The organism is Bacillus sp. 7894-2, assembly GCF_002272225.1.
In the GTDB taxonomy this organism is placed as follows: domain Bacteria; phylum Bacillota; class Bacilli; order Bacillales; family Cytobacillaceae; genus Cytobacillus.
Map to the genome: position 1 here is coordinate 39,714 of NZ_NPDG01000144.1, position 25,658 is coordinate 65,371.

A 25,658-nucleotide genomic window follows, 5' to 3' on the forward strand; every position below is an offset into this window, starting at 1 on the left:
ACAGCAGCAAAGTGCCAATAATATCCCCAGCGGCATCCGCCATGTAAGGCGGAGCGCCAAGGGATTAAGGAATTTATATGAAATTATTCTTTCGTAACTGCTTGCTCTTCGTTTTGCTTTTCCGGAGCGATTGTCAATGATTCAGCCTGCTGAACTTCATCTTCATCTTCCATGTCGCGCATTTCAATTTCTTCTTCATCGCCGGATAGGATCTTAACATCCATACCTAAACTTTGAAGCTCTTTGATCAGTACCTTGAATGATTCCGGTACACCTGGCTCAGGTACATTCTCGCCTTTGACGATTGATTCATAAGTCTTAACACGTCCAACAACGTCATCGGACTTAACTGTTAAGATTTCCTGAAGTGTATAGGCAGCACCATATGCTTCAAGTGCCCATACCTCCATCTCACCGAAACGCTGTCCGCCGAACTGAGCTTTACCGCCCAATGGCTGCTGCGTAACAAGAGAGTAAGGTCCTGTTGAACGGGCATGAAGCTTATCGTCAACCATGTGTGCCAGTTTGATCATATACATGACACCGACAGATACACGGTTGTCGAATGGCTCGCCTGAACGTCCATCATAAAGGACAGTCTTCGCATCACGCGCCATGCCTGCTTCTTCGATCGTTGACCATACATCTTCCTCACGTGCACCATCGAATACAGGAGATGCAACATGGATGCCAAGAGCTCTGGCAGCCATACCAAGGTGAAGCTCAAGCACCTGTCCGATGTTCATACGCGATGGAACCCCAAGAGGGTTTAACATGATGTCTACTGGAGTGCCATCCGGCAGGTAAGGCATATCTTCTTCCGGTAAAATACGGGAGATAACACCTTTGTTACCGTGACGTCCGGCCATCTTGTCACCTTCAGAGATTTTACGCTTCTGAACGATATATACACGTACAAGCTGGTTAACCCCTGGAGGAAGCTCGTCTCCGTCTTCTCTGTTAAACACTTTAACATCCAGTACAATACCGCCTCCGCCATGTGGCACACGAAGGGATGTATCACGGACTTCACGTGCTTTTTCACCAAAGATTGCGTGCAATAGCCTTTCTTCAGCTGTCAGTTCCGTTACCCCTTTAGGAGTTACTTTACCAACCAGAAGATCGCCATCTTTTACTTCCGCACCTGTACGGATAATTCCGCGTTCGTCCAAGTTGCGCAGTGCATCTTCCCCAACGTTAGGGATATCTCTTGTGATCTCTTCAGGTCCAAGCTTTGTATCGCGTGATTCTGATTCATATTCTTCAATATGGATGGATGTATAAACATCATCTTTTACAAGGCGCTCACTCATGATGATCGCATCCTCGTAGTTATAGCCATCCCAAGTCATGAACGCTACAAGAACGTTGCGTCCAAGAGCTAATTCACCGAGTTCCATGGAAGGACCGTCAGCAAGGATTTCTCCTTTTGTTACACGGTTGCCAACAGCGACGATAGGACGCTGGTTGTAGCAGGTTCCCTGGTTGGATCGAATGAATTTAAGCATTCTGTATTTATCAAGATCGCCTTTAACTTCCTGGCCATCTACGTTTTGAATGCGGCGAACCCAAACTTCGCGGGCCTCTACATGCTCAACAATTCCTTCATGCTTACAGATGACTGCAGCACCTGAGTCTTTACCTGATACATACTCCATACCAGTTCCGACTCTTGGCGCCTCCGGCTGCATCAATGGCACAGCCTGACGCTGCATGTTCGCTCCCATGAGGGCACGGTTGGAGTCATCGTTTTCAAGGAACGGGATACATGCTGTCGCAGCAGATACTACCTGTTTCGGCGATACATCCATGTAGTCAACACGGTCGCGCTTGACAACTGTGTTCTCACCTTTGAAACGGGCAACTACTTCTTCGTCAAGGAATGAACCATCGTCACCAAGAAGCGCATTTGCCTGAGCCACTACATAGTTATCCTCTTCATCGGCTGTCAGATAGTCGATGCGGGATGTGACTTTTCCGGTCTCAGGGTCGATTCGGCGATATGGTGTTTCGATAAATCCGAAGCGGTTCACCTTCGCAAAGGAAGATAAGGAGTTAATCAGACCGATGTTTGGTCCCTCCGGCGTTTCAATCGGACACATACGGCCATAGTGAGAGTAGTGAACGTCACGGACTTCGAAACCGGCACGTTCACGCGTCAGACCACCCGGCCCTAACGCAGAAAGACGGCGCTTATGCGTAAGTTCAGCAAGCGGATTCGTCTGGTCCATGAACTGGGACAACTGAGAGCTTCCAAAGAACTCTTTAATTGACGCAATAACAGGACGGATATTAATCAGCTGCTGAGGTGTAATCGTATTTGTATCCTGGATGGACATTCTCTCGCGGACCACACGCTCCATACGGGATAAACCGATGCGGAACTGGTTCTGCAATAGTTCTCCGACTGAACGAAGACGTCTGTTTCCAAGATGGTCAATATCATCTGTATCTCCTACAGAGTGCAGAAGGTTAAAGAAATAGCTGATAGATGCAATGATGTCAGAAGGTGCAATGTTTTTCACTGCTTCTTCCACATAGGCATTGCCGATCACATTGATGACCTTTTCGCCATCTTCATTAGGCGCGTAAATCTTAATAGACTGAAGCAATACTTCATCATTTACTACTCCGCCTAATAAGCTTACCGTTTTGAAGCCGATATCCTTCTCAAGGTTAGGAAGAATGCGGTCTAATGTACGGCGGTCAAGTGTAACTCCTTTTTCCGCAATGATTTCGCCAGTTTCTGGATCCACAAGCGTTTCAGCCAGTTTTTGGCCAAACAGGCGGTTTTTAATATGAAGCTTCTTATTGATCTTATAGCGTCCAACGTTCGCAAGGTCATAACGCTTTGGATCAAAGAATCTTGAGACAAGCAAGCTTTTCGCATTTTCGACCGTTGGCGGCTCGCCCGGACGGAGACGCTCATAGATTTCAAGGAGAGCTTTATCTGTGCTTTCCGTATTGTCTTTCTCAAGCGTATTGCGAATGTACTCGTTGTCTCCAACCAAATCGATGATCTCTTGATCAGAGCCGAACCCAAGTGCACGCAAAAGAACCGTAACGGGCAGTTTCCGAGTACGATCTATTCTGACGTATACGACGTCTTTGGCATCTGTTTCATACTCAAGCCATGCGCCGCGGTTCGGGATTACGGTTGCTGAATAGCCTTTTTTCCCGTTTTTATCAAGCTTTCCACTGAAGTATACGCTCGGAGAACGCACTAACTGGGATACAATGACACGTTCCGCTCCATTAATAACGAACGTACCTGTCTCTGTCATAAGCGGGAAGTCACCCATAAAGACATCCTGGTCTTTAACTTCGCCTGTTTCTTTGTTTACAAGACGCACTTTCACACGTAAAGGTGCAGAATATGTAACATCTCGTTCTTTCGATTCCTCAACGGAATATTTTGGTTCGCCAAGGCTGTAATCAATAAATTCAAGCGACAAATTACCAGTAAAGTCTTCAATCGGAGAAATATCATGGAACATTTCTCGTAAACCCTCATCAAGAAACCATTGATAAGAAGAGGTTTGGATTTCGATTAGATTTGGTAATTCTAAAACTTCACTGATTCGTGCGTAACTTCTACGTTGGCGGTGTCGTCCATACTGAACTAGTTGACCTGTCAACTGATTCACCCCTCAAATCAAGCGTTATTGTTGCTAATAGCAATTTATATCATCCTATAAGAAAAGCGATGAGCGCCTGCCTATCGGTTCAGGTATTAGCGACTGGACCGATGGCGCACGAAGCCAGCCAGTAAAACTGGCCCAGAAGCAGGCTTCTCCCCCAAAAAAAGCACAGGGACATGAGCCAAGCTTCCATTCTTATAAGACAAAAAGAAAAAGGGTTTTCACTTCAAAAACCACATTTTCACAATACGACTATTATTTTGTTAGCTTTCCCATTAAAACCAATTTTATACAACTATTAGATAAATATTAGTTATAAATAGGAATATAATATGTTGGCATTTTACAATACTATCATAGCAAAAAAGTCAAGTCAATCTTTTTTTGCTCTTAATATTAAATAGCCTTTTTTCTTTTCTGCTGTCTCCACTTCACCGAATAACTCTGTCAGTTTATCGATCGCAGATGGTGCACCCTGCTTTTTCTGGATGACAACCCATAGCTCTCCGCCCGATATCAGAGCCTCAAAGCTTTGTTCAAAAATATCATGCACTATCCTTTTCCCGGCGCGGATTGGCGGATTTGTCAGGATAGCCGCAAACTTATTGCCCTTTGTACTTTCAAGGCGGTCACTTTCATAGATTTGGACATTTTTTATGCCATTCAATTCAGCATTTTCCTTCGCAAGTCCAAGCGCCCTCTCATTTACATCAACCATATGAACAGTTCGTTCCGGCATAAGCTTTGCAGCAGTCAGCCCGATAGGCCCATATCCGCAGCCGACATCGAGAATATTCCCATCCGCTTCCGGCTGATCAAATGTTTCGATCAATAATTTAGACCCAAAATCCACTTCACCCTTTGAAAAAACACCGTTGTCTGTTTTAAAACAGAAAGGAAATTCCTTTAAAGTATAGCTCCAGGTTTTAGGGCTGCTATCAACTTGCTGTGTTTTGGAATAGTAGTGGTCAGACATGAAATCACCTCCAGGAGTATATATAAGAAGATAAAAGGAGAATCACAAATTATGTGGGTTCGAAGGAATTATATAAGATTGCCCACTAAAAAGCAAAAAGTTAAAGAATAATGTAATTTCGACCCCAAAACAAAAAGCCCGCTTAAGCAGCGGACTTTTCATAAAGGCTATTACTTAACTTCAACGCCAGCTCCAACTTCTTCAAGCTTAGCTTTAACTTCTTCAGCTTCTTCTTTAGAAACGCCTTCTTTAAGAGCTTTTGGAGTGTTGTCAACAAGTTCTTTCGCTTCTTTAAGTCCAAGACCTGTGATTTCACGTACCACTTTGATAACTTTGATTTTTTGGTCGCCTGCAGAAGTAAGAACAACTTCAAATTCAGTTTGCTCTTCAGCAGCGCCACCAGCAGCAGCTCCGCCCATCATTGCTACAGGAGCAGCAGCAGTTACACCAAATTCTTCTTCAATAGCTTTTACTAAGTCGTTTAGTTCTAAAACAGTCATAGATTTAACTGCTTCAATGATTTGTTCTTTAGTCATGATTATGTTTCCTCCTTATTTTTGGTTTGAATCTATTAGTTTAACGCTAAAATCAACTTACGCGCCTTGTTCTTCTTTTTGATCTGCAACAGCTTTTGCAGCAAGAGCAAGATTGCGGATAGGTGCTTGAAGTACGCTGAGTAGCATAGAAAGCAAGCCTTCGCGTGATGGTAGTTCAGCAAGAGCTTTGACATCTTCTACTGAAGCGATATTCCCTTCGATTACACCTGCTTTAATTTCAAGTGCTTCATGCTTTTTCGCGAAATCATTAAGGATTTTCGCTGGAGCAACTACATCTTCTGTGCTGAACGCGATTGCGTTAGGTCCAGTTAAAGACTCGTTTAAACCGGAAAGTTCAGCAGCTTCAGCAGCACGGCGAGTCATTGAATTCTTGTATACTTTGAATTCCACGCCAGCTTCACGAAGCTGTTTACGAAGTTCAGTAACTTCAGCAACAGAAAGACCACGGTAGTCAACAACAACTGTTGATACACTTGATTTAAGTTTATCAGCAATTTCGTCTACGATTTGTTTCTTTTGTTCGATAATGCTGCTCATCCTTACACCTCCTGTAGAATTTTCTACATTCATACCGTTCAATAAAAAACCTCCACGACTTTGCAGACATGGAGGAAGTATACAATAGCGAGAAAAAGCAATTCTATCGTAATACCTCGGCAGGAAATTAAGCAATAAAGCACCTGCTGTCTACGGCACAAATGTTATTATATTTTAACAACAAAATACATATTACAGCATGTATTTCAGAATGTCAATTGTTATTATTGTCCAGCTTCAGCGCCTAGCCCCTCGAGGTCATAAGGCAATCCTCCCGGAAAGGTAAAGAACACCTTTCAGTGAGGCTCGTCTTATGCTTGTCGGGGCTGGGCAAGGCGCTTACGCTTTTCTATTTTACTGCAACAGATGAAGGATCTACTTTAACGCCAGGTCCCATTGTAGAAGTAACAGAAACGTTCTTCATGTAAGTTCCTTTAGCAGCAGCAGGCTTCACTTTCATCATTGTGTCGAAAATAGTGTTGAAGTTTTCAACAAGCTTTTCGTCTTCGAAAGATACTTTACCGATTGGCACGTGGATGTTACCAGCTTTGTCAACACGGTATTCAACTTTACCTGCTTTGATTTCGTTAACTGCTTTTTGAACGTCAAAAGTAACTGTGCCAGTCTTAGGGTTTGGCATTAAGCCTTTAGGTCCTAATACGCGGCCAAGTTTACCAACTTCACCCATCATGTCAGGTGTAGCAACGATTACATCAAAGTCGAACCAGCCTTGGCTGATTTTGTTGATGTATTCAGAATCGCCTACGAAATCTGCTCCAGCTGCTTCTGCTTCTTTCGCTTTTTCGCCTTTAGCGAATACAAGAACGCGCTGAGTTTTACCAGTTCCGTTTGGAAGAACTACTGCTCCACGGATTTGCTGGTCAGCTTTCTTAGGGTCAACTCCAAGGCGGAATGCTACCTCAACAGTTGCATCAAATTTTGCAAAATTAGTTTTCTTCGTAAGTTCAATTGCTTCAGCAATCGGGTAAGCTTTTGAAGAATCAACAAGCTTCACAGCTTCTGCGTACTTCTTACTTTTTTTAGCCATTTTTATTTCCTCCTTGATTGTGGTTTTAGCGGAATAACCTCCCACGAGTAAAAGCGGAGGCGCCTTGGTCAGCCCCGACAAGCATAAGACGAGCCTCACTGAAAGGTGTTCTTTACCTTTCCGGGAGGATTGGCTTATGACCTCGAGGTGCTAGGCGCCGCTGCTCAACACGAAAAGCGGAGGCGCCCATTAAGGCGCCCGCTCTTGACAGAACAAAGGTTGCGAGTGAAACCAAATTCAACGTCGCAACCTCATCCCTTAATCTGCTTCATACATGGATTAGTCTTCGATAACGATACCCATGCTGCGTGCAGTACCTTCAACCATACGCATTGCAGCTTCTACGCTTGCAGCGTTTAGATCAGGCATCTTTGTTTCAGCAATCTCGCGTACCTTGTCACGCTTGACTGTTGCTACTTTATTACGGTTTGGTTCACCAGAACCAGACTCGATTCCAGCCGCCTTCTTAAGAAGAACTGCAGCAGGAGGAGTTTTCGTAATAAATGTAAATGAACGGTCTTCAAAAACCGTGATTTCAACAGGAATGATTAAGCCAGCTTGTTCAGCTGTTCGAGCGTTAAATTCCTTACAGAATCCCATGATGTTAACACCTGCTTGACCTAGTGCCGGTCCAACCGGTGGTGCAGGGTTCGCTTTACCTGCAGGGATTTGCAGCTTTACAAGTTTGATTACTTTTTTAGCCACGAGACACACCTCCTTAAAGTCCGTGATGTGGTAATAGGGAAAGTTCCCTCCCACTCAACTTATAGTCTTTATATTAAGATAAAGAACTTTTAACTACTGTCCAGTCTCTTTGTCCGAGACATACTGACCTTTGAAATATTATCACTTTTCAAAGCCAATTTCAAGTTTTTTTACAAAGATATATAAAAGTACTTTCACAGAAGGCTGATTCTTACAGTTTTTCAATCTGTGAAAAATCAAGTTCAACCGGAGTGTCGCGGCCAAACATGTTCACAAGCACTTTAATCTTTGCCTTATCTTTATCAATATCTTCAATAGAGCCTGTGAAGTTCGCAAACGGACCTTCGTTCACCTTTACCGTTTCGCCGATCTCAAAGTTGATATCAAAGCGGGCTTCTTCAACACCCATATGCTTAAGAACTTGAGTAACTTCCTCAGGCAATAGCGGAGTCGGCTTTGAGCCTGAACCTGCCGAACCTACAAATCCGGTTACACCCGGAGTATTTCTTACTACATACCAGGAATCATCTGTCATCACGATTTCCACCAGTACATAACCAGGGAATACCTTGCGCTTCACTACCTTTTTCTTGCCGTTCTTAAATTCTGTTTCTTCTTCTTCAGGGACTACCACCCGAAAGATCTTATCTTGCATACCCATTGATTCAACACGTTTCTCCAGATTGGCTTTTACTTTATTTTCATAGCCGGAGTACGTATGAACAACATACCAATTCTTTTCCATTCACGAGGACTTGTTCGTCCTTCCCTCCCTGTATTCAACAATTTATTATTTTTCTCCAAATTAAAAAACCCGTTTCCGGGCTTTGCAAATGTTTCCTGTGTTATTCTCCATTATACCATGGAAACTCAGGGGTTATTCAAGAATTATACGAATCAATTCAGAAATTCCCAGGTCAAGCACTGCAAAAAACAGAGCGAAAAACGTAACTGTAGCCAGTACGGTAACAGTATAGCTTGTCAGCTCTTTGCGTTTAGGCCAGCTGACCTTTCTCATTTCCCGGCCAACTTCACGGAAAAAATTCACGATGCGCTGCATTTCGTAACCCCCAACTTTCGAAAGATATATCCTTTAACAAGAAGCGAAAGCGGCTTCAAAATCAGACCGGTCTTCCAATCTGCCTAAAACACTCAGCTTCAGTCTATTAAAAGAACAAACTTCTTATCTATATAATCACTTTGTTTCTTTATGGATCGTATGAGCACTGCATGTGCTGCAGAATTTCTTCAATTCCAGCCGTACAGCATCATCTTTGCCCGCAGTGGAATAATTCCTGGAACCACATACAGAGCATGCCAATATTACTTTTTTCGTCATCATTTCCACCTACTAAGTCACATTACGCCCTTAAAACTTTAACACGCACCCTAAATCATGTCAATAACTGCAAAAAAAAGCAAGGTGTTGGCAAATTCTGTCTACAGGGAAAATTCCCGCACTTCCAGATATCTTTCCAGCTTTCTTTTCACCCGCTGCAGAGCATTGTCAATCGACTTCACATGGCGGTTCAGTTCTTCGGAAATTTCCTGATAGGACTGCCCGTCCAAATAAAGGGCAAGCACCTTGCGTTCAAGGTCACTCAGAAGCTCGGACATTTTCACTTCAATATGATCAAATTCTTCCTGGTTGATAATCAGCTCTTCAGGGTCCATAACCTTCGCCCCGGAGATAACATCCATAAGCGTTCTGTCTGATTCCTCATCATAAATGGGCTTGTCCAGAGACACATACGAGTTCAGCGGAATATGCTTTTGGCGGGTCGCCGTCTTAATGGCGGTGATGATTTGCCTGGTGATGCACAGCTCGGCAAACGCTTTAAATGAAGACAGCTTGTCCTCTTTAAAATCACGGATCGCCTTGTATAAGCCGATCATTCCCTCTTGTACAATATCTTCTTTATCTGCGCCAATCAAAAAATAGGATCTTGCTTTTGCCCGGACAAAGTTGCGGTACTTATGAATCAGATAATCCAGCGCCTCACTCTCGCCCTTATGCACGAGCTCCACTATTTCTTCGTCCTCTAGCTGTATAAAGTCTATAAGATTTTCGTCGATTGTCTTGAAGTCAGCACTCACTTAGATCCCCCCGACCGTACAAGCATGGTTAGAAACATTATACAGCACGGTTTTTTCAAGCGTCAACCGCTCATTGGCCTCCTCTGCGCCATTTTTCAAAAATTTCTGCCACTTCATCGCTGAGATGTATCTTGGAAACTGGCTTTTTCTCCTGAATTTTTTTTACTTTTTTTTCGATGCTGCTTTCAATCAAATTCATTTCATTCAAGAGCTCCCTCGCTGATTTCCTTAGGGCCCCCTGGCCAAATATGACCCACTGCTCTGTGAAATCGGAGGTTGCTACATGAATTTGAGTTTTAATATTACTGAGATCGATAGCCAGTTTTTCGATGCGTTCATCGGCCGTTTCATTATTCCGCGTAAAAATAACTTCGATCTTTGAATTTTTAAACTTTTTTTCAGTGCCCTTTACATAGTGGGCATCAAACACGACAATCACTCTGTACCCGGAATATCCCTGGTACTCGGCCATTTTTTCAATCAGACGGTCTCTGGCAGATGATAAATCCTTGTTTTTGAGCTCCCTGAGTTCCGGCCAAGCACCAATTATGTTGTATCCGTCAACAAGAAGGATGTCCATTTTTATCCCTCAAGCGGGTGCCGTTTCCGATAAACCTCATACATGAGCAGTGCAGCCGCAACTGATGCATTAAGGGAAGTAACATGTCCAGCCATCGGCAGGTTAATTAGGAAGTCGCATTTATCACGTATCAGGCGGCCCATTCCTTTTCCTTCACTGCCAATCACAAGGCCTAAAGGCATCGCTCCATCCATCTGGCGGTAGTCCTGTTTTCCTTTTGCATCCGTACCGGCGATCCAGACGCCTCTTTCTTTTAATTCATCAATCGTCCTGGACATATTGGTAACACGGACAACCGGAATATACTCGATCGCCCCTGTTGATGCTTTAGCTACCGTTGCTGTCAGCCCGACCGCTCTCCTCTTCGGAATAATGATCCCATGGGCACCGACTGCATCGGCCGTTCTCATGATGGATCCCAGATTGTGCGGATCTTCAATTTCATCCAGCAGCAGGAAGAATGGTGCTTCATTTTTCTTTTCTGCAGCTGCAAACAGATCATCGATTTCTGCGTATTGATAGGCAGCAACCTGTGCGATGACACCTTGATGATTTCCCTCTGCCATCCCATCTATTTTTTTCTTGGGTACAAACTGGACGAGGACCCCGGCTGACTTCGCCAAACCGATTACCTGCTGCATCTGCCCGCCCTGCGAACCTTCTGCAATAAAAATCTTATTAATATCCCTCTCTGACTTCAACGCTTCAATGACGGGATTCTTCCCAATGATAAAATCCTGGCTCATTTTACCGCTCCTCCTTTCTTTTTCTCAACTAAATCAATGGATTCCAGAATCAGCTCTTCCATGCGCTCCTGTCTTTTCGCTAAAAACAGATAGCCGATCAGTGATTCAAAAGCTGTGCTGTATCTGTATGTTTGGACATCTGTATTTTTCGGCACTGAACCGGACTTGGCATTCCGCCCCCTGCGGACAACTGCCAGTTCTTCTTCAGTCAGCCGCTTAGCGTCTATTAATTCATGAATGATCAGGGACTGGGCTTTTGCAGAAACATACCGGGTCGCCTCCTTATGGAGAAAATGAGGCCGGACCCGTCCATTTTGCAGGAGATGGTGCCGTATATAGGTTTCAAATACTGCATCTCCCATATACGCCAGGGCAAGACTATTCAATTGTTTTTCATCTACTTTGTTTTCATAGTGAAGCATTGCTTAGCCTCTTTTCCATCTGATTCCCTGCGGTGTATCTTCAAGGATAATATTCATTTCTTTCAGCTGATCGCGGATTTTATCTGCCCGTTCGAAATTTCGCTCTTTTCTGGCCTGCTGCCTCTCTTCAATCAGCTGTTCGATTTCCTCATCCAGAAGGTCTGCATGTGCCTCTTCAAGTGAAAGTCCCAATACATCAAACAGCGTTTCAAATTCTTTCATGAAAGCATCGATCACTTCCACAGCTGTGTTTTTCTCCATCAGATAATAATTCGCAAGCTTAGACAGTTCGAACAAAATGGATACAGCATTCGCTGTGTTAAAATCATCATCCATATCTTGAATGAACTGCTCATGAAGAGCCGTAATTTTATCCAGCCACTCCTGATTATTATCGGTCAGGTTCACACTTGCTTCTCTGCGGTGCTGCAAATTGTGATAAGACGTTTTAATGCGCTCAAGCCCTGTCCGTGTGTTTTCCAGAAGCTCATCGCTGTAGTTGATCGGATGCCTGTAATGAACCGACAGCATGAAAAATCTTAAAACCTGCGGGTCATGCTTTTGGATAATGTCATGAACCAGGACGAAATTCCCCAGTGATTTGGACATTTTTTCGTTGTCGATATTAATATACCCGTTATGCATCCAGTAGCGGGCGAAGGTTTTTCCTGTCAGTGCTTCCGACTGGGCAATTTCATTTTCATGATGCGGGAAGGCCAGATCCTGACCGCCGGCATGGATGTCAATCATTTCCCCAAGGTATTTCTTCGCCATCGCCGAGCATTCGATATGCCATCCGGGTCTTCCTTGCCCCCAAGGACTCTCCCACGCGATTTCCCCTTCCTTCGCCGCTTTCCAAAGAACAAAGTCAAGGGAGTCCTGTTTCTTCTCCCCGACCGCAATGCGGGCGCCGACACGCAATTCATCAATGGACTGATGGGAAAGCTTGCCGTACTCATCAAATTTCCGTGTATGGTAATAGACATCTCCCTCTGATTCATACGCAAAGCCTTTATCAATCAATGTCTGGATAAATTCAATAATGATATCGATGCTTTCTGTCACTCTCGGGTGGACATCAGCCCTTCTGCAGCCGAGAGCAGAAACGTCCTCGAAATAGGCATTAATGAACCGTTCTGCAACTGCCGGAACATCCGTTCCCAATTCATTAGCCACGCGGATCAGCTTATCATCCACATCCGTAAAATTGGAGACGTACTGTACATCGAAGCCGCGGAACTCAAGATATCTTCTTACCGTATCAAATACAATCGGCGGACGGGCATTCCCTATATGGATATAGTTATAAACGGTTGGCCCGCACACATACATTTTCACTTTTCCCTCTTCCAGGGGAATAAAATCTTCTTTTTGACGAGTAAGTGTATTATAGATTTGAATGGCCATGAATCTGGCTCCTTTCTTTCCTCAATGTTTCCACTTCCATTTTTAATTCCCGCAGCTCCCCTTCCAGTTCCTTAAACCGGTCTGCAATTGGATCGGGAAGATCACAATGATTTAAATCCTTGCTGATTTTCACACCATCCCGAATTTTCACTCTTCCAGGAATCCCGACTACTGTTGAATTTGGCGGAACCTCATGAAGAACAACAGAGCCTGCACCCACCTTAGAATTCTCGCCAATTGTAATTGAGCCCAAAACCTTCGCCCCTGTTGCAATCAGCGCATTGTCCTTAATGGTAGGATGGCGCTTGCCTTTTTCCTTCCCGGTTCCTCCCAGTGTCACACCCTGAAAAACTGTTACATTATCACCGATTTCACATGTTTCCCCGATGACAACCCCCATGCCATGGTCGATAAAAAAGCGTCTGCCGATCTTTGCTCCCGGATGAATTTCAATTCCTGTGAAAAAGCGGCTGATCTGGGAAACCACTCTTGCAAGAAAATAAAACTTCCGCTTAAAAAGAGCGTGGGCAATGCGGTGTGACCAGACAGCATGCAATCCTGAGTAGGTTAATATTACTTCCAAATAACTTCTTGCTGCCGGATCCTGTTCAAATACCACTTCGATATCTTCCTTCATTCTTGCAAACATGGTTCATTTCCCCTCCTGACGTAGATCTTCTTTTTTATTAATGTTTTTCTCATATACTAATTTGTTGCGGATTTTGCATATAAAAAAAGCGCCTCTGCCACAATCGGACAGAGACGCTTTACGCGCGGTTCCACTCTGTTTAGGCTAAAACAGCCTCAACTTTAACTTGTTAACGGATAAGTTTCCGCTCAAATCTACTTGGAAGCATGGCATCCGTTCGAATTGAGGCTCAGAGGCGCACTTCAGAATAAAGAGAGGCTTAAACCACTTTCAGCCGGTGATGGTTTTCTCTAAAAAGCATCTTTTTTCTTACTTTTCCTCTTCAACACTTTTCAATATAGAATAATTTACTTAATACTATATTACATTTTCTCCAAGATGTTAACCAATAATGCTCATTAAACGAGATTTTACTTTTTCTTTTCCTAAAAGCTCGATAGCCTGCGGCAGATCCGGTCCATGGGTTTGGCCGGTCGTTGCGGAACGGATAGGCATGAAGAGCTTTTTGCCCTTGTGTCCTGTTGATTTCTGCACAGCCTTCATAGCCGCTTTAATTTCATCTGCTTTGAATTCTGCAAGTGCGTCAATTTCCGTCAGGAATGCAGACAGCACTTCAGGAACCTGCTCTTCAGCCAGAACTTCCTTCGCTTCTTCATCAACGGTCATTTCCGCTGTGAAGAACAGTTCTGAAAGCTCGACAATCTGAGCGCCAAAGCTCATTTTTTCCTGGTAAAGAGTGATCAGGCTATTAACCCACTCTTCGTTTTCCTGCTGCCAGTTTTCGCTGATCTTCCCTGCCTTCACCAGGTGAGGGGCTGAAATGGACACCAATCGCTCCTGATCTAGCTTCTTCATGTACTGGTTATTCATCCATTCAAGCTTCTGCTTATCGAAAAGGGCCGGAGATTTTGAAAGGCGGTTTTCATCAAAGATATCGATGAATTCTTCTTTCGAGAAAATCTCTTCCTCCCCTGCAGGAGACCAGCCAAGAAGCGCAATAAAGTTAAAGAGTGCTTCCGGCAAGTAGCCGAGCTCTTCGTATTGTTCAATGAACTGAATGATCGTCTCATCGCGCTTGCTCAGTTTTTTGCGGCTTTCATTGACAATTAAAGTCATATGGCCAAACACCGGAAGGTCCCAGCCCAATGCTTCATAAATCATCTGCTGCTTAGGCGTATTGGAAATATGGTCATCCCCGCGCAGAACATGAGAGATTTTCATCAGGTGATCATCCACTGCTACCGCAAAGTTGTAGGTAGGCGTGCCATCTTTCTTGACGATGACATAATCCCCGAAGCCATCCGACTCGAATGACACTTCCCCTTTTACCATGTCATTGAATGTCAGCATCTGGCCTTTTGGAACAAGGAAGCGGATGCTCGGCTTTCTGCCCTCAGCTTCAAGCGCAGCTCTTTCTTCCTCTGTCAGATGGCGGCATTTTCCTGAGTAAGCAGGAGTATCGCCTTTTGCAGATTGAGCTTCACGCTCTGCTTCCAGCTCCTCTTCCGTACAATAGCATTTATAGGCATGCCCTTTTTCGAGCAATTCTTTGTAGTAGGTTTCATAGATATGATTTCTTTCAGATTGGCGGTACGGGCCGTATTCGCCTTCCCTGTCAATGCTTTCATCCCAATCCATGCCAAGCCACTTTAAATAATGAAGCTGGCTTTCCTCGCCGCCTTCAATATTCCGTTTCTTATCTGTATCCTCAATGCGGATGATGAACTTTCCGCCTTTGCTTCTTGCAAACAAATAGTTAAAAAGCGCCGTTCTCGCATTTCCGATATGTAAATGCCCAGTCGGACTCGGAGCGTAGCGGACGCGGATTTCATTTGACATACTGACTGCCTCCTTAAAATCTTGAATCTTGAGTTTATCGTAAGCTATATTTTAACACTCAGGTTTTTCTTCTGAAAGGTAATTTTAACGGTTCTCTATCTTTTTCAGCAAAACAGCGGCCTGGGAAGCGATTCCCTCTTCCCGTCCCGTAAAGCCAAGCTTTTCTGTAGTTGTTGCTTTCACATTAATATTTTCTTTCTCGGTTTCCAGAAGCTCTGCAATCCGCTCCTGCATTTTACCGATATGTGGAGCCATCTTCGGTTTCTGGGCGATGATGGTGCAGTCTGCATTAACCAGCTCATACCCTTTTTCTTTTACGATTCCCCATACATGCTGCAGCAGCTTTGCCGAATCGGCATCCTTGAATTCAGGATCGGTATCAGGAAAATGCCGTCCAATGTCCCCTTCTCCAATGGCCCCAAGGCAGGCATCTGCCACTGTATGCAGCAGGACATCTGCATCTGAATGCCCTAAAAGCCCTTTCTCATATGGTATTTCAATACCCCCGATAATCAGCGGGCGTCCTTCAGCAAACTGGTGAACATCAAATCCTTGTCCAATCCGAAACATGATCACAATCCCCTTTACATATGACTTCTTTTCTTTATAATTGCTTCCGCAAAATAAATATCTTCCGGCGTTGTCAGCTTAATATTATCGTAACTTCCCTCAACAATCACCACTTCATTGCCTAACCGCTCCACGAGGCTCGCATCATCTGTTCCTAAAAAGCCGTCTTCGTCTGCCTTGCGGTGTGCCTCAAGCAGGGAAGAAACGCGAAAGGCCTGTGGAGTTTGAACTGCCCACAGATAGGAACGTTCAAGCGTTTCTGTGATTAAATGCCCGTCAGCTTTTTTAATGGTATCCTTCAGCGGCACTGCCAGAACAGCAGCTCCTTTTTCCCAGGCTGCTTTCACCAGAGGCTGCAGTAAATCCCGGGTAATAAAAGGACGGGCAGCGTCATGAACCAGCACTACTTCCTCGCCCGAAGCTGCCTTGGTCGCATTATAGACGCTATGCTGCCTTTCCTTACCGCCTTCAACCATAGCAGCCACCTTCTTAATCTGATGCTTTTTTAAGAGATTGCACATTTCTTCCTCATCCTGAGGATTAATGGCCAGTAAAATGCCTGTGCACTCCGGGTCACTCTCAAAAACTCTTAACGTATGTATAAACACAGGGACATTCCCAATTTCCAGAAGAAGCTTATTCTTTCCGGCTCCCATTCGTTTCCCCTGCCCGGCCGCCGGGAGAATCGCTTGATAATTCATATTTTTGACTCCTCTTTTTAGAAAAGCGCAAGCGCCCTGGTCACCCCCGACACCTCGAGGGGGGAAGGCGCTGGAGCTAGACAGTTAATACTTTCTTATTTGTTAAAAAAGCAGGCAAAAAGGCAGGGAAATCATTCTCCCTGCACGTTCTGTCCCACTTTCAATCCTACATTATAAAGCCTTTTCCAGAAGCTTGGGTTTTGCAAAGATCATTCTTCCGGCTGATGTCTGCAGAACACTTGTGACAAGTACATCAATATGTTTGCCAATGTAGTTTCTGCCTTCTTCCACCACGATCATCGTGCCGTCGTCCAGATAAGCAATCCCCTGATTCTGTTCCTTGCCGTCTTTTATTACCTGTACCTTCATTTCTTCACCTGGCAGCACAACCGGTTTGACCGCATTAGCCAGATCATTAATATTAAGGACTGCCACTTTTTGCAGTTCACAAACCTTGTTTAAGTTAAAATCATTGGTCACAACGACGCCATTCGTTAACTTAGCCAGCTTCACCAGCTTGCTGTCGACCTCTTGGATTTCTTCAAAATCACCTTCATAAATTTCCACATTAATCGAAAGCTCTTTTTGAATCCGGTTTAATATATCCAGACCCCGTCTGCCTCGGTTGCGCTTTAATACATCTGATGAATCAGCAATATGCTGAAGTTCTTCAAGCACAAACTGCGGAATGACAATCGTGCCTTCCAAAAAGCCAGTCTGGCAGATATCAGCAATGCGGCCATCGATGATAACGCTTGTATCAAGGATCTTGAGTGACTTTTTAGGTGGAGCTTCAGGCTCAAGTTCTTCTTCACTGCTCTTCTTTTTCTTGCTGGAAAATAAGCTTAAAAGCTCATCCCGCTTTTTAAAGCCAACCTGAAATCCCAGATAGCCGAATATAAGCGTAAGCACAATGGGAGCAACGGTATTCAGTATCGGCACCTCAATCGTACTTAGGGCGTATCCGATTAAAAAGGCAATGACTAATCCAAAAACCAGGCCGACACTTCCAAAAATAATATCTGTTATAGGTACTTTTACCAGTGATTCTTCTGCCCATCTCACGAAATTGACGACATGATCAACCGCCCAAAAAGTTAAAAGATAAAAAATAATAGCACCTAAAATGGCGGACACGTATGGATTGTTTAAAAGAGGAATGTCATCTAAACTGATTAATTTTAATAAGTCAGGAATTAAAAATATTCCAAGCGTTACCCCAATAATAAGGAAGCATGCCTGTACAATACGTTTTAACATTCCTTCACCTCCTTTTACTCATTATAAACAAATTCACAAAATTGAAACCCTGAATCCCGGGTATTTTCATTTTTGTTCCTTGTTAATTATTTCACGATAGTAAAAGACCTGTTTTAATTAATACTTCCTTCCACTTTAAGGTTAGCACCATTGGCAATAAACTGTCAAATAATTAACCAACCATTTTAGCATAACCAATTACATAGTTCAATGGTCTCTTTATAGCTGGCGATCCGCAAAAACCTGCTCCTTTATGAGCTTAAGTCCCTCTTTAATTTTTCTTGCCCGCACTTCCCCGATTCCTTCCACCTCATCGAGCTCCTCTACAGTTGCCGTGATGATATTCGGGAATTCTTCAAACCGGTTAATCAGATTATCAATAATAATTGGCGGCAGGCGCGGAACTTTATTCAGCATGCGGAAGCCGCGTGGGCATTTGAATTCTTCCGTGTGAATATACCCGTTATAGCCCAAAAGCTTTAGGATGACAGAGTCTTCGAGCATTTCCCCTTTTGAAAGCACCTGCAGTTTGACAAGGGCTTCCTTGGAGTCGATGTCTCTTGATTGAGCATAATCTCTAATAATCCATTCTGCTTCCCGTTCAAGCTCCACAAGCAGTTCATTCATCTGGAGCCGGATCAGCCTTCCTTCGGTGCCCAGTTCACTTAAATAGGTAAGCAGCTCATTTTTAATGCGCAGAACCATTTCGATATTATGAAAAACATGGAGGATGTCACTGTAGGTAACAAGCTCCTCAAATTCCAGGATGCTGAGATTGCCGATGCTCTGTTCAAGAACCACCTTATATTTTTCAAGCGTCTGGACGGCTACATTCGCCTTCGTTAAAATAACGCCAATATCCCTTAGCGCATAACGGGAATGCCCCTTATAAAGGGTAATGACATTACGTCTCTGGGAAATGGCAATCACTAATGCGCCTGTTTGCCGCGCTACCCGCTCAGCCGTGCGATGCCGCATGCCCGTTTCCGTAGATGGTACGCCGGGATCAGGAGCAAGCTGGGCATTCGCAATCAGAATCATGTTTCCTTCTTCATTTAAGATAATAGCCCCGTCCATCTTGGCCAGCTCATACAGATAACTCGGTGAAAATGGGCAATTAATCTGAAAACCCCCATCCACAAGGTTGCTCAGCTTTTCTTTTGAGCCCAATACAATCAGCCCGCCTGTATTGGCGCGCAGAACATTATCAATCCCTTCCCTGATAGGCGTACCCGGAGCCATGAACCGAAGGATTTCACTCATTGTTTTTTCGCCCATTTTTTTAGTCTCCATGTTCATCCCCCTAACGCAGCCTTTAGCGCTTCACCTACAGAGCTTACTCCGATTAGTTCAATTCCACCCGGTGCGCTCCAGCCGCCAAGATTGTTCGCCGGCAGGATGACCCGTTCAAAGCCCAGCTTGGCCGCCTCCTGTACTCTTTGTTCGATTCTTGAGACTCTCCTGACTTCGCCTGTAAGTCCTACTTCTCCGATGATGCAGTCTGTTGCTTTTGTCGGCTTATCCCGAAAACTCGACGCAATGCTGACCGCTATGGCCAAATCAATTGCCGGTTCATCAAGCTTTACTCCGCCAGCGACTTTTAGGTAGGCATCCTGATTTTGCAGGAGCATTCCGACCCGTTTTTCCAAAACGGCCATCAGGAGCGGAACCCGATTATGATCGATTCCGGTTGCCATTCGTCGCGGATTCCCAAAGCTTGTCGGGGAAATAAGCGCCTGAATTTCAACCAGAACTGGCCTCGTCCCCTCCATGGAAGCAACGACTGTTGAACCGGCAGCCCCCTGTGACCGCTCTTCGAGGAAAATTTCCGATGGATTGGCCACTTCCTCCAGCCCTAATTCCTTCATTTCAAAAATGCCCATCTCGTTTGTTGACCCGAACCTGTTTTTTACAGCCCGTAAAATCCGGTATGTATGATGGCGTTCACCTTCAAAGTATAAAACCGTATCCACCATGTGCTCCAGAAGTCTAGGACCCGCAATGGAGCCCTCCTTTGTAACATGCCCTACGATAAAAATGGCGATTCCCTTCGTTTTGCCAATGCGCATCAGTTCAGCGGTACATTCCCGAACCTGGGAAACGCTCCCCGGCGCCGATGTGACTTCCGGATGGAAAATCGTCTGTATGGAGTCGATAATGACAAAGTCAGGGTTGACTGTTTCAATCGTTCTGCTGATTTCTTCAAGGCTGGTTTCCGAATAAACGAGCAGACTGTCTGAAGAAACACCCAATCGGTCAGCCCGCAGCTTCGTCTGGCGCATGGATTCTTCCCCTGATATATAGAGAACAGAATGTTTTTTGTTCGCCAGCTGTGAGGATACTTGAAGCAGAAGCGTTGATTTCCCGATGCCCGGATCTCCCCCGATAAGAACAAGGGAGCCTCTTACAATACCGCCCCCGAGGACACGGTTTAATTCTTTTAAATCGGTATGTATGCGGGGTTCGCTGACTGTTTCGATGGATGTAATCGGCGTAGCTTTTGCCGCTATGGCCGTTCCCTGTGAATGTGCAAAAGCGCCTCTTCTCGTTGAAGCTGGCTTCTCGACCTCTTCCACCATCGTATTCCATTGCCCGCACCCCGGACATTTTCCCATCCATTTCGCTGATTCATAGCCGCATTCCTGGCACATGAATTTCGTTTTTCTTTTAGCCATACTTCTTCCCCTCTCTGTACATTCATACCAGCCGCGGTAAAGGAAAATCTTATTATTACCGGCCTTGCGTGAAAGAACCAGTGATGAAAGAAGTACGTTTACTTCCTATTCCCTTTTCCAGCGGGTCTTAAAATGTTTTTGTCCAGATATCTTTTTCTCTCTTAAAATTAACATAAAACGCCTGAATAAACCTCTTTTAAGACTGCTTTTAAAAATAGCCTGAAAGAGTACAAAAAGGTACACGTATAACAGGGACGTGTACCTTTTTGCTGTGTGTGATCATCTGATGTCTTATTATGGTCCGTTACAACCTTATTTTTGAAGGTTTGCTGTTCTGCTTGGTTCTGTGGTTTTCACCACAAATTCTCCATCCTTTACATCGATTACCACGCTTTGTCCGGTCAGGACTGTTCCTCTTAACAGCTCTTCGGATAAACGGTCTTCAATATGCTTTTGAATGGCACGTCGGAGCGGACGTGCTCCGTACTCAGGATCATAGCCCTCAACCGAGATTTTTTCTTTGGCTGCATCTGTTAATTCCAGTGCAATATCCTGTTCCTTCAAACGTTTCGTTAATGTATCAGACATAAGCGAAACGATTTCCTGTAGATGCTTTCTCTCCAATGCATGGAAAACGATAATTTCATCGATGCGGTTTAGGAATTCAGGACGGAAGGACTTCTTCATCTCTTCCATTACCTTACCTTTCATATCTTTGTAATCCTGTTCCCCATCCTGGATGTTAAAGCCAACGTATTTGTTCCGCTTAAGCGCTTCAGCACCTACATTGGATGTCATAATCAGAACGGTATTGCGGAAATCAACAGTTCTTCCCTTCGAGTCTGTTAATCTTCCGTCTTCCAATACCTGTAATAGGATATTGAATACATCAGGGTGGGCCTTTTCAATTTCATCGAGAAGCACAACAGAATATGGTTTTCTGCGGACTTTTTCGGTTAATTGGCCTCCTTCTTCATACCCTACATAACCTGGAGGAGACCCGACCAGACGGGATGTGGAATGCTTCTCCATGTATTCTGACATATCGATGCGGATCATCGCATCCTCATCACCGAACATAGCTTCTGCTAATGCACGGGCCAGCTCTGTTTTACCTACCCCTGTCGGCCCAAGGAATACAAACGAGCCAATCGGGCGCTTCGGATCTTTAAGGCCTGCACGGGCACGGCGGACAGCCTTTGAAATGGCCTTAACGGCTTCTTCCTGCCCGATTACACGGGAATGAAGGATTTCTTCCAGATTAAGAAGCTTTTCTGTTTCAGTTTGGGCAAGCTTCGAAACAGGGATTCCGGTCCAGCTGGCTACCACATTGGCAATATCCTCAACCGTCACTTCACTGTTTTCTTGGCCCTGCTTTTCTTTCCAGGTTTTCTTCGTTTCCTCCAGCTGTTCACGCAGGCGCTGCTCCGTATCCCTTAAGGAAGCCGCTTTTTCAAATTCCTGGCTTTGTACGGCTGCATCCTTCTCTTTTCTTACATCCTCAAGCTTAACCTCAAGCTCTTTCAGATTTGGAGGCGTAGTATACGAACGCAATCTTACCTTTGAACCTGCTTCATCGATTAAATCAATCGCCTTATCCGGAAGAAAGCGGTCTGAAATGTAGCGGTCTGACAGCTTTACAGCTGCTTCAATCGCTGCATCTGTAATGGTTACGCGGTGATGGGCCTCGTAACGGTCGCGCAGTCCCTCAAGGATTTGAACAGATTCTTCGGCAGTCGGCTCATCAACCGTAATAGGCTGGAACCTTCTTTCAAGTGCCGCATCTTTTTCAATGTATTTTCTATATTCATCAAGTGTAGTGGCACCAATACACTGGAGTTCACCGCGCGCAAGAGATGGCTTTAGGATATTGGAAGCATCAATCGCTCCTTCTGCTCCTCCTGCACCTATTAATGTATGAAGCTCGTCAATGAATAAGATGATGTTTCCTGCCTGCCTGATTTCATCCATTACCTTCTTCAGGCGGTCTTCAAATTCACCGCGATACTTCGTTCCGGCAACCACTGTACCCATATCAAGCGTCATAACCCTTTTATCGCGAAGAGTCTCCGGCACTTCATTGTTAATAATCTGCTGCGCAAGGCCCTCTGCAATGGCTGTTTTACCTACACCAGGCTCACCAATGAGAACGGGGTTGTTTTTCGTTCTGCGGCTTAATACTTCGATTACACGCTGAATTTCTTTGCTTCGTCCTATAACCGGATCGAGGCTTCCTTCTCTGGCAATAGCAGTCAGGTCACGTGCCAATCCATCCAATGTCGGTGTGTTCGCATTGGCTGCGGATCCTCCCTGATGGCTGCCGGACTCATTGCTGCCTAACAGCTGAAGCACCTGCTGGCGCGCTTTATTGAGGCTTACTCCAAGGTTATTCAATACCCTCGCAGCAACTCCTTCGCCTTCACGGATCAGGCCAAGCAGGATATGCTCTGTTCCTACATAGGAATGGCCAAGCTTTCTTGCTTCGTCCATGGAAAGTTCAATCACTTTCTTGGCACGCGGTGTATAGTGAATGGTCTGGGAAGCATCCTGCCCCCTGCCAATTAAATTCTCAACCTCTTTTTGGATCTTATCAGAGCCGAGGCCTAAAGCATACAGAGCTTTAGCCGCAATTCCTTCACCCTCGCGTACAAGCCCAAGCAGAATATGCTCTGTTCCGATGTTATTATGTCCTAAACGGATTGCTTCCTCCTGTGCTAACGCCAATACTTTTTGAGCTCTTTCCGTAAATCGTCCGAACATCATAATTTCATCCTCCCAACTCTTGATCTTCCATTTTTAATCTTTCCCTAATTAATGAAGCTCTGCGGATATCACGTTCATGCGGTCTGAGCGGCCCGCCTGCATATTGCTGCAGGAAGCCGGGCTGTGTCAGGATCATCAGCTCATTCAATATATTCTTTGATATGTTTTTGATGTATTGCATATCAATCCCCAGGCGAACATCTGACAAGCATTGTGCTGCTTCCTTTGATTCAATGATCCGGCTGTTTGATAAAACGCCATAAGAGCGGAAGACTCTATCTTCTAATTGTATGTTAGAAGTCTTTGCTAATGCTTGCCTTGCCGATCTTTCCTGAGAAATCAGCTGACTGACAACGCTTTTCAGATCCTCGGCGATATCCTCTTCGGATTTTCCGAGAGTAATCTGATTTGAAACTTGAAAGATGTTACCTAAAGCTTCGCTGCCTTCCCCGTAAATTCCTCTAACAACTAAACCTAACTGGTTAATTGCCGGGATAATCCGGTTCATTTGGTGTGTGAGAACGAGGCCCGGCAAATGCATCATAACCGATGCCCTGAGCCCGGTTCCTACATTTGTGGGGCAGCTTGTTAAAAAGCCAATACCTTCATCAAATGCATAATCGGCTTCTTCCTCCAGCCAATCATCAATTTCATTTGCCATATTTAAGGCTTCAGAAAGCTGAAACCCCGGAAACAGGCATTGAATCCTTATATGGTCTTCTTCATTAATCATGATGCTGACTTCTTCATTTTCAGAAAGAAGGCAGGCACCATGAGTTGAATTCTCAGCAAGATGGGGACTGATCAGATGCTTTTCCATCAGCACTCTTTTTTGAAGCGGCTGAAGGCTATCCATTAATAAAAGCTCCATTTCCCCAAGTTTTGAAAAAGAAGAATGCTCCACCCTTGCCTTTATTTTTTCAATGACTGCTTCTGCTTCTTCATTTGAAAATAAGGTAGGGAATTTAAATTGCTTTATATTGCGGGCGAGCCTGATCCGTGAGCTTAATACAATATCGGAATCAGGGCCTTCTGCACTCATCCAGGAGCTGATAGCTTGATTTATGAAACGTTCCAGCGACAAGCTACTCCCCTCCCTTTTGATCGGCATTGAGCTGCTTTTCCAATTTCCTTATTTCGTCTCTCAATTCTGCCGCTCTCTCAAACTCTTCTTTGGAAATCATTTCTTTTAACTGATTTTTTAAATCATCCATATTCCTGCGCAAGTGAATGGTTCCCCCGATTCTGGCCGGGATTTTCCCGCTGTGTGAAGAATTCCCGCTGTGCAGCCTTCTGAGAATGGGGGTTAATTGATCTTTAAAAGTCTCATAGCAGCTGGCGCATCCAAAACGGCCAACTTTAATAAATTGCTGAAAGGTCAGGGAGCATTGCTCACACTGCAGAACCTTCTCCTGCTGGAAAGGATCCTCGCCCGACCCCTGAAAGGCAGGCTGAATATTCAAAAGGCCAGCAAGCAAGTTATTTATTGAAAAACCGGCCCCGCTGCCCAGCATAAACATTTCACCTTTTTCCTGTGCGCATTTCTCACAAAGATGAAACTCTGCTTTCTCGCCATTTACAACCTTAGTAAAGTGCAGCGTGGCCGGCCTTTGATTACATTCCTGACAAATCATGACTTCACCTCTCCAGCTCACTACTATTTATATTTCAAAGTGGTCAGCATTGCCTTAAGCATTCTTGCCCTCAGCTCATCCCTGAAAGGAAGGTCAATATACAAAACAGAACGGTCTATAACACTAAGCATTATTTTAGCTTCCCTGTGTGTTATAATCTCTTCTTCTACGAGACGGTAGATGACATTCTCCGCACTGCTCTGGGCAATCCTGCTCTGCACCAAAGATATTAACTGGTCAATCAAATCAGCATGGTCATAGGACTGGACTTTCATAATCCGGATGAAGCCACCGCCGCCCCGCTTACTTTCTACTGCATAACCTTTTTCAATCGTGAAACGGGTGTTAATCACATAATTGATCTGAGAAGGAACACACTGGAATTTGTCAGCGATTTCGCTTCTTTTAATTTCCACGATTTCCCTTTCGCTCTTCTCTAAAACCTGTTTGAGATAATGCTCAATTATGTCGGATATATTTCTCACCAGGCCTCCCCCTATCTGACTTTGACTATATTTGACATTAATTATACATGATTTATGTAATTTCTTGCAATTGGCGGGTATTAATAATTTTCCCCCATTTTTTGACTTCCCAAACCTGATAATGGAAGTTAATGTCGATAACAATATATTTTTGGCTGGGCGGGTTTGTGCTTGACTGAGGGAAGTTTTTTGGATGACAGCTTATGTGTATGGTTGATTGTTTTTTGGGTGGGGTGGGGATCGCAAAGCTGGATGTGTGCTGTTTTTAGATTTTTTGAAGATGGGGTGACGCGTTTTATCTAGCGTGTTTGGAGGTTTATCTAGCATGATTGGAGATTTATCTTGCAGGTTTTTGAATTTATCTAA

25 protein-coding genes and 2 other annotated features are annotated in these 25,658 nt (G+C 44.5%); all 25 genes read right to left on the reverse strand.

The features are described 5' to 3' along the window. Window positions 1–83: 83 nt before the first annotated feature. Entirely contained in the window at window positions 84–3,638 is a 3,555-nt protein-coding gene (rpoB, locus tag CHI10_RS20505; protein WP_095246005.1) for a DNA-directed RNA polymerase subunit beta, read from the reverse strand. A gap of 376 nt (window positions 3,639–4,014) precedes the next feature. Continuing rightward, complete coding sequence (locus CHI10_RS20510; RefSeq protein WP_095246006.1) at window positions 4,015–4,617, reverse strand: class I SAM-dependent methyltransferase; 603 nt, start codon at window positions 4,615–4,617, stop codon at window positions 4,015–4,017. A 170-nt stretch (window positions 4,618–4,787) separates the two neighbouring features. Next, on the reverse strand, window positions 4,788–5,153 hold the full coding sequence (gene rplL / locus CHI10_RS20515) for a 50S ribosomal protein L7/L12 (RefSeq protein WP_095246007.1): 366 nt from the start codon (window positions 5,151–5,153) through the stop codon (window positions 4,788–4,790). Window positions 5,154–5,210: 57 nt separating this feature from the next. Then, complete coding sequence (rplJ, locus tag CHI10_RS20520) at window positions 5,211–5,711, reverse strand: 50S ribosomal protein L10 (RefSeq protein WP_095246008.1); 501 nt, start codon at window positions 5,709–5,711, stop codon at window positions 5,211–5,213. Window positions 5,712–5,745: 34 nt separating this feature from the next. Next, window positions 5,746–5,885, reverse strand: a sequence feature (ribosomal protein L10 leader region). 175 nt (window positions 5,886–6,060) lie between these two features. Further along, window positions 6,061–6,759: a 50S ribosomal protein L1 gene (gene rplA / locus CHI10_RS20525; RefSeq protein WP_076262019.1), complete on the reverse strand. Its 699-nt coding sequence runs from the start codon at window positions 6,757–6,759 to the stop codon at window positions 6,061–6,063. 279 nt (window positions 6,760–7,038) lie between these two features. Continuing rightward, on the reverse strand, window positions 7,039–7,464 hold the full coding sequence (gene rplK, locus CHI10_RS20530; RefSeq protein WP_009336545.1) for a 50S ribosomal protein L11: 426 nt from the start codon (window positions 7,462–7,464) through the stop codon (window positions 7,039–7,041). Window positions 7,465–7,675: 211 nt separating this feature from the next. Further along, window positions 7,676–8,209: a transcription termination/antitermination protein NusG gene (gene nusG / locus CHI10_RS20535; RefSeq protein ID WP_095246009.1), complete on the reverse strand. Its 534-nt coding sequence runs from the start codon at window positions 8,207–8,209 to the stop codon at window positions 7,676–7,678. Between the two features lie 132 nt (window positions 8,210–8,341). Beyond that, on the reverse strand, window positions 8,342–8,524 hold the full coding sequence (gene secE, locus CHI10_RS20540; protein WP_035332319.1) for a preprotein translocase subunit SecE: 183 nt from the start codon (window positions 8,522–8,524) through the stop codon (window positions 8,342–8,344). Window positions 8,525–8,659: 135 nt separating this feature from the next. Continuing rightward, a complete protein-coding gene (gene rpmG / locus CHI10_RS20545) occupies window positions 8,660–8,803 on the reverse strand; it encodes a 50S ribosomal protein L33 (protein WP_095246010.1) in 144 nt (47 codons plus the stop codon). Between the two features lie 101 nt (window positions 8,804–8,904). Next, on the reverse strand, window positions 8,905–9,561 hold the full coding sequence (gene sigH, locus CHI10_RS20550; protein WP_009336536.1) for an RNA polymerase sporulation sigma factor SigH: 657 nt from the start codon (window positions 9,559–9,561) through the stop codon (window positions 8,905–8,907). Between the two features lie 70 nt (window positions 9,562–9,631). Then, a complete protein-coding gene (locus CHI10_RS20555; RefSeq protein ID WP_095246011.1) occupies window positions 9,632–10,141 on the reverse strand; it encodes an NYN domain-containing protein in 510 nt (169 codons plus the stop codon). A gap of 2 nt (window positions 10,142–10,143) precedes the next feature. Beyond that, window positions 10,144–10,887 carry a 23S rRNA (guanosine(2251)-2'-O)-methyltransferase RlmB gene (gene rlmB / locus CHI10_RS20560; protein WP_095246012.1) on the reverse strand — a complete coding sequence of 248 codons (744 nt, stop codon included), beginning with the start codon at window positions 10,885–10,887 and terminating at the stop codon, window positions 10,144–10,146. Continuing rightward, entirely contained in the window at window positions 10,884–11,309 is a 426-nt protein-coding gene (locus CHI10_RS20565; RefSeq protein WP_095246013.1) for a Mini-ribonuclease 3, read from the reverse strand. Before CHI10_RS20565 ends, rlmB begins: the two co-directional genes overlap by 4 nt. Before the next feature lie 3 nt (window positions 11,310–11,312). Next, on the reverse strand, window positions 11,313–12,716 hold the full coding sequence (gene cysS / locus CHI10_RS20570) for a cysteine--tRNA ligase (protein ID WP_095246014.1): 1,404 nt from the start codon (window positions 12,714–12,716) through the stop codon (window positions 11,313–11,315). After that, a complete protein-coding gene (gene cysE, locus CHI10_RS20575) occupies window positions 12,697–13,365 on the reverse strand; it encodes a serine O-acetyltransferase (protein ID WP_095246015.1) in 669 nt (222 codons plus the stop codon). The genes cysS and cysE overlap by 20 nt, the downstream gene beginning before the upstream one ends. A 106-nt stretch (window positions 13,366–13,471) precedes the next feature. After that, window positions 13,472–13,700 (reverse strand) — a binding site (T-box leader). A gap of 46 nt (window positions 13,701–13,746) precedes the next feature. Next, window positions 13,747–15,204 (reverse strand): glutamate--tRNA ligase, encoded by a 1,458-nt coding sequence (gene gltX / locus CHI10_RS20580; protein ID WP_095246016.1) that lies wholly within the window; start codon window positions 15,202–15,204, stop codon window positions 13,747–13,749. An 84-nt stretch (window positions 15,205–15,288) separates the two neighbouring features. Next, window positions 15,289–15,774, reverse strand: coding sequence for a 2-C-methyl-D-erythritol 2,4-cyclodiphosphate synthase (gene ispF / locus CHI10_RS20585; protein WP_095246017.1), 486 nt, complete (start codon window positions 15,772–15,774; stop codon window positions 15,289–15,291). 14 nt (window positions 15,775–15,788) lie between these two features. Beyond that, window positions 15,789–16,475, reverse strand: coding sequence for a 2-C-methyl-D-erythritol 4-phosphate cytidylyltransferase (ispD, locus tag CHI10_RS20590; RefSeq protein ID WP_095246018.1), 687 nt, complete (start codon window positions 16,473–16,475; stop codon window positions 15,789–15,791). Window positions 16,476–16,646: 171 nt separating this feature from the next. Next, window positions 16,647–17,735 (reverse strand): PIN/TRAM domain-containing protein, encoded by a 1,089-nt coding sequence (locus CHI10_RS20595; protein ID WP_095246019.1) that lies wholly within the window; start codon window positions 17,733–17,735, stop codon window positions 16,647–16,649. Between the two features lie 219 nt (window positions 17,736–17,954). Further along, window positions 17,955–19,028 (reverse strand): DNA integrity scanning diadenylate cyclase DisA, encoded by a 1,074-nt coding sequence (disA, locus tag CHI10_RS20600; protein WP_095246020.1) that lies wholly within the window; start codon window positions 19,026–19,028, stop codon window positions 17,955–17,957. Between the two features lie 2 nt (window positions 19,029–19,030). Further along, window positions 19,031–20,410, reverse strand: a complete 1,380-nt coding sequence (gene radA / locus CHI10_RS20605) for a DNA repair protein RadA (RefSeq protein ID WP_095246021.1) — start codon at window positions 20,408–20,410, stop codon at window positions 19,031–19,033. Between the two features lie 312 nt (window positions 20,411–20,722). Further along, a complete protein-coding gene (clpC, locus tag CHI10_RS20610; RefSeq protein ID WP_095246022.1) occupies window positions 20,723–23,173 on the reverse strand; it encodes an ATP-dependent protease ATP-binding subunit ClpC in 2,451 nt (816 codons plus the stop codon). A 4-nt stretch (window positions 23,174–23,177) separates the two neighbouring features. Next, the gene (gene mcsB, locus CHI10_RS20615; RefSeq protein WP_095246023.1) at window positions 23,178–24,257 is read right to left on the reverse strand and encodes a protein-arginine kinase McsB; all 1,080 of its coding nucleotides are present in this window, start codon (window positions 24,255–24,257) and stop codon (window positions 23,178–23,180) included. A gap of 1 nt (window position 24,258) precedes the next feature. Further along, window positions 24,259–24,807, reverse strand: coding sequence for a protein-arginine kinase activator protein McsA (mcsA, locus tag CHI10_RS20620; protein ID WP_095246024.1), 549 nt, complete (start codon window positions 24,805–24,807; stop codon window positions 24,259–24,261). A gap of 23 nt (window positions 24,808–24,830) precedes the next feature. Next, a complete protein-coding gene (locus CHI10_RS20625) occupies window positions 24,831–25,295 on the reverse strand; it encodes a CtsR family transcriptional regulator (protein WP_483294964.1) in 465 nt (154 codons plus the stop codon). Between the last annotated feature and the right edge of the window lie 363 nt (window positions 25,296–25,658).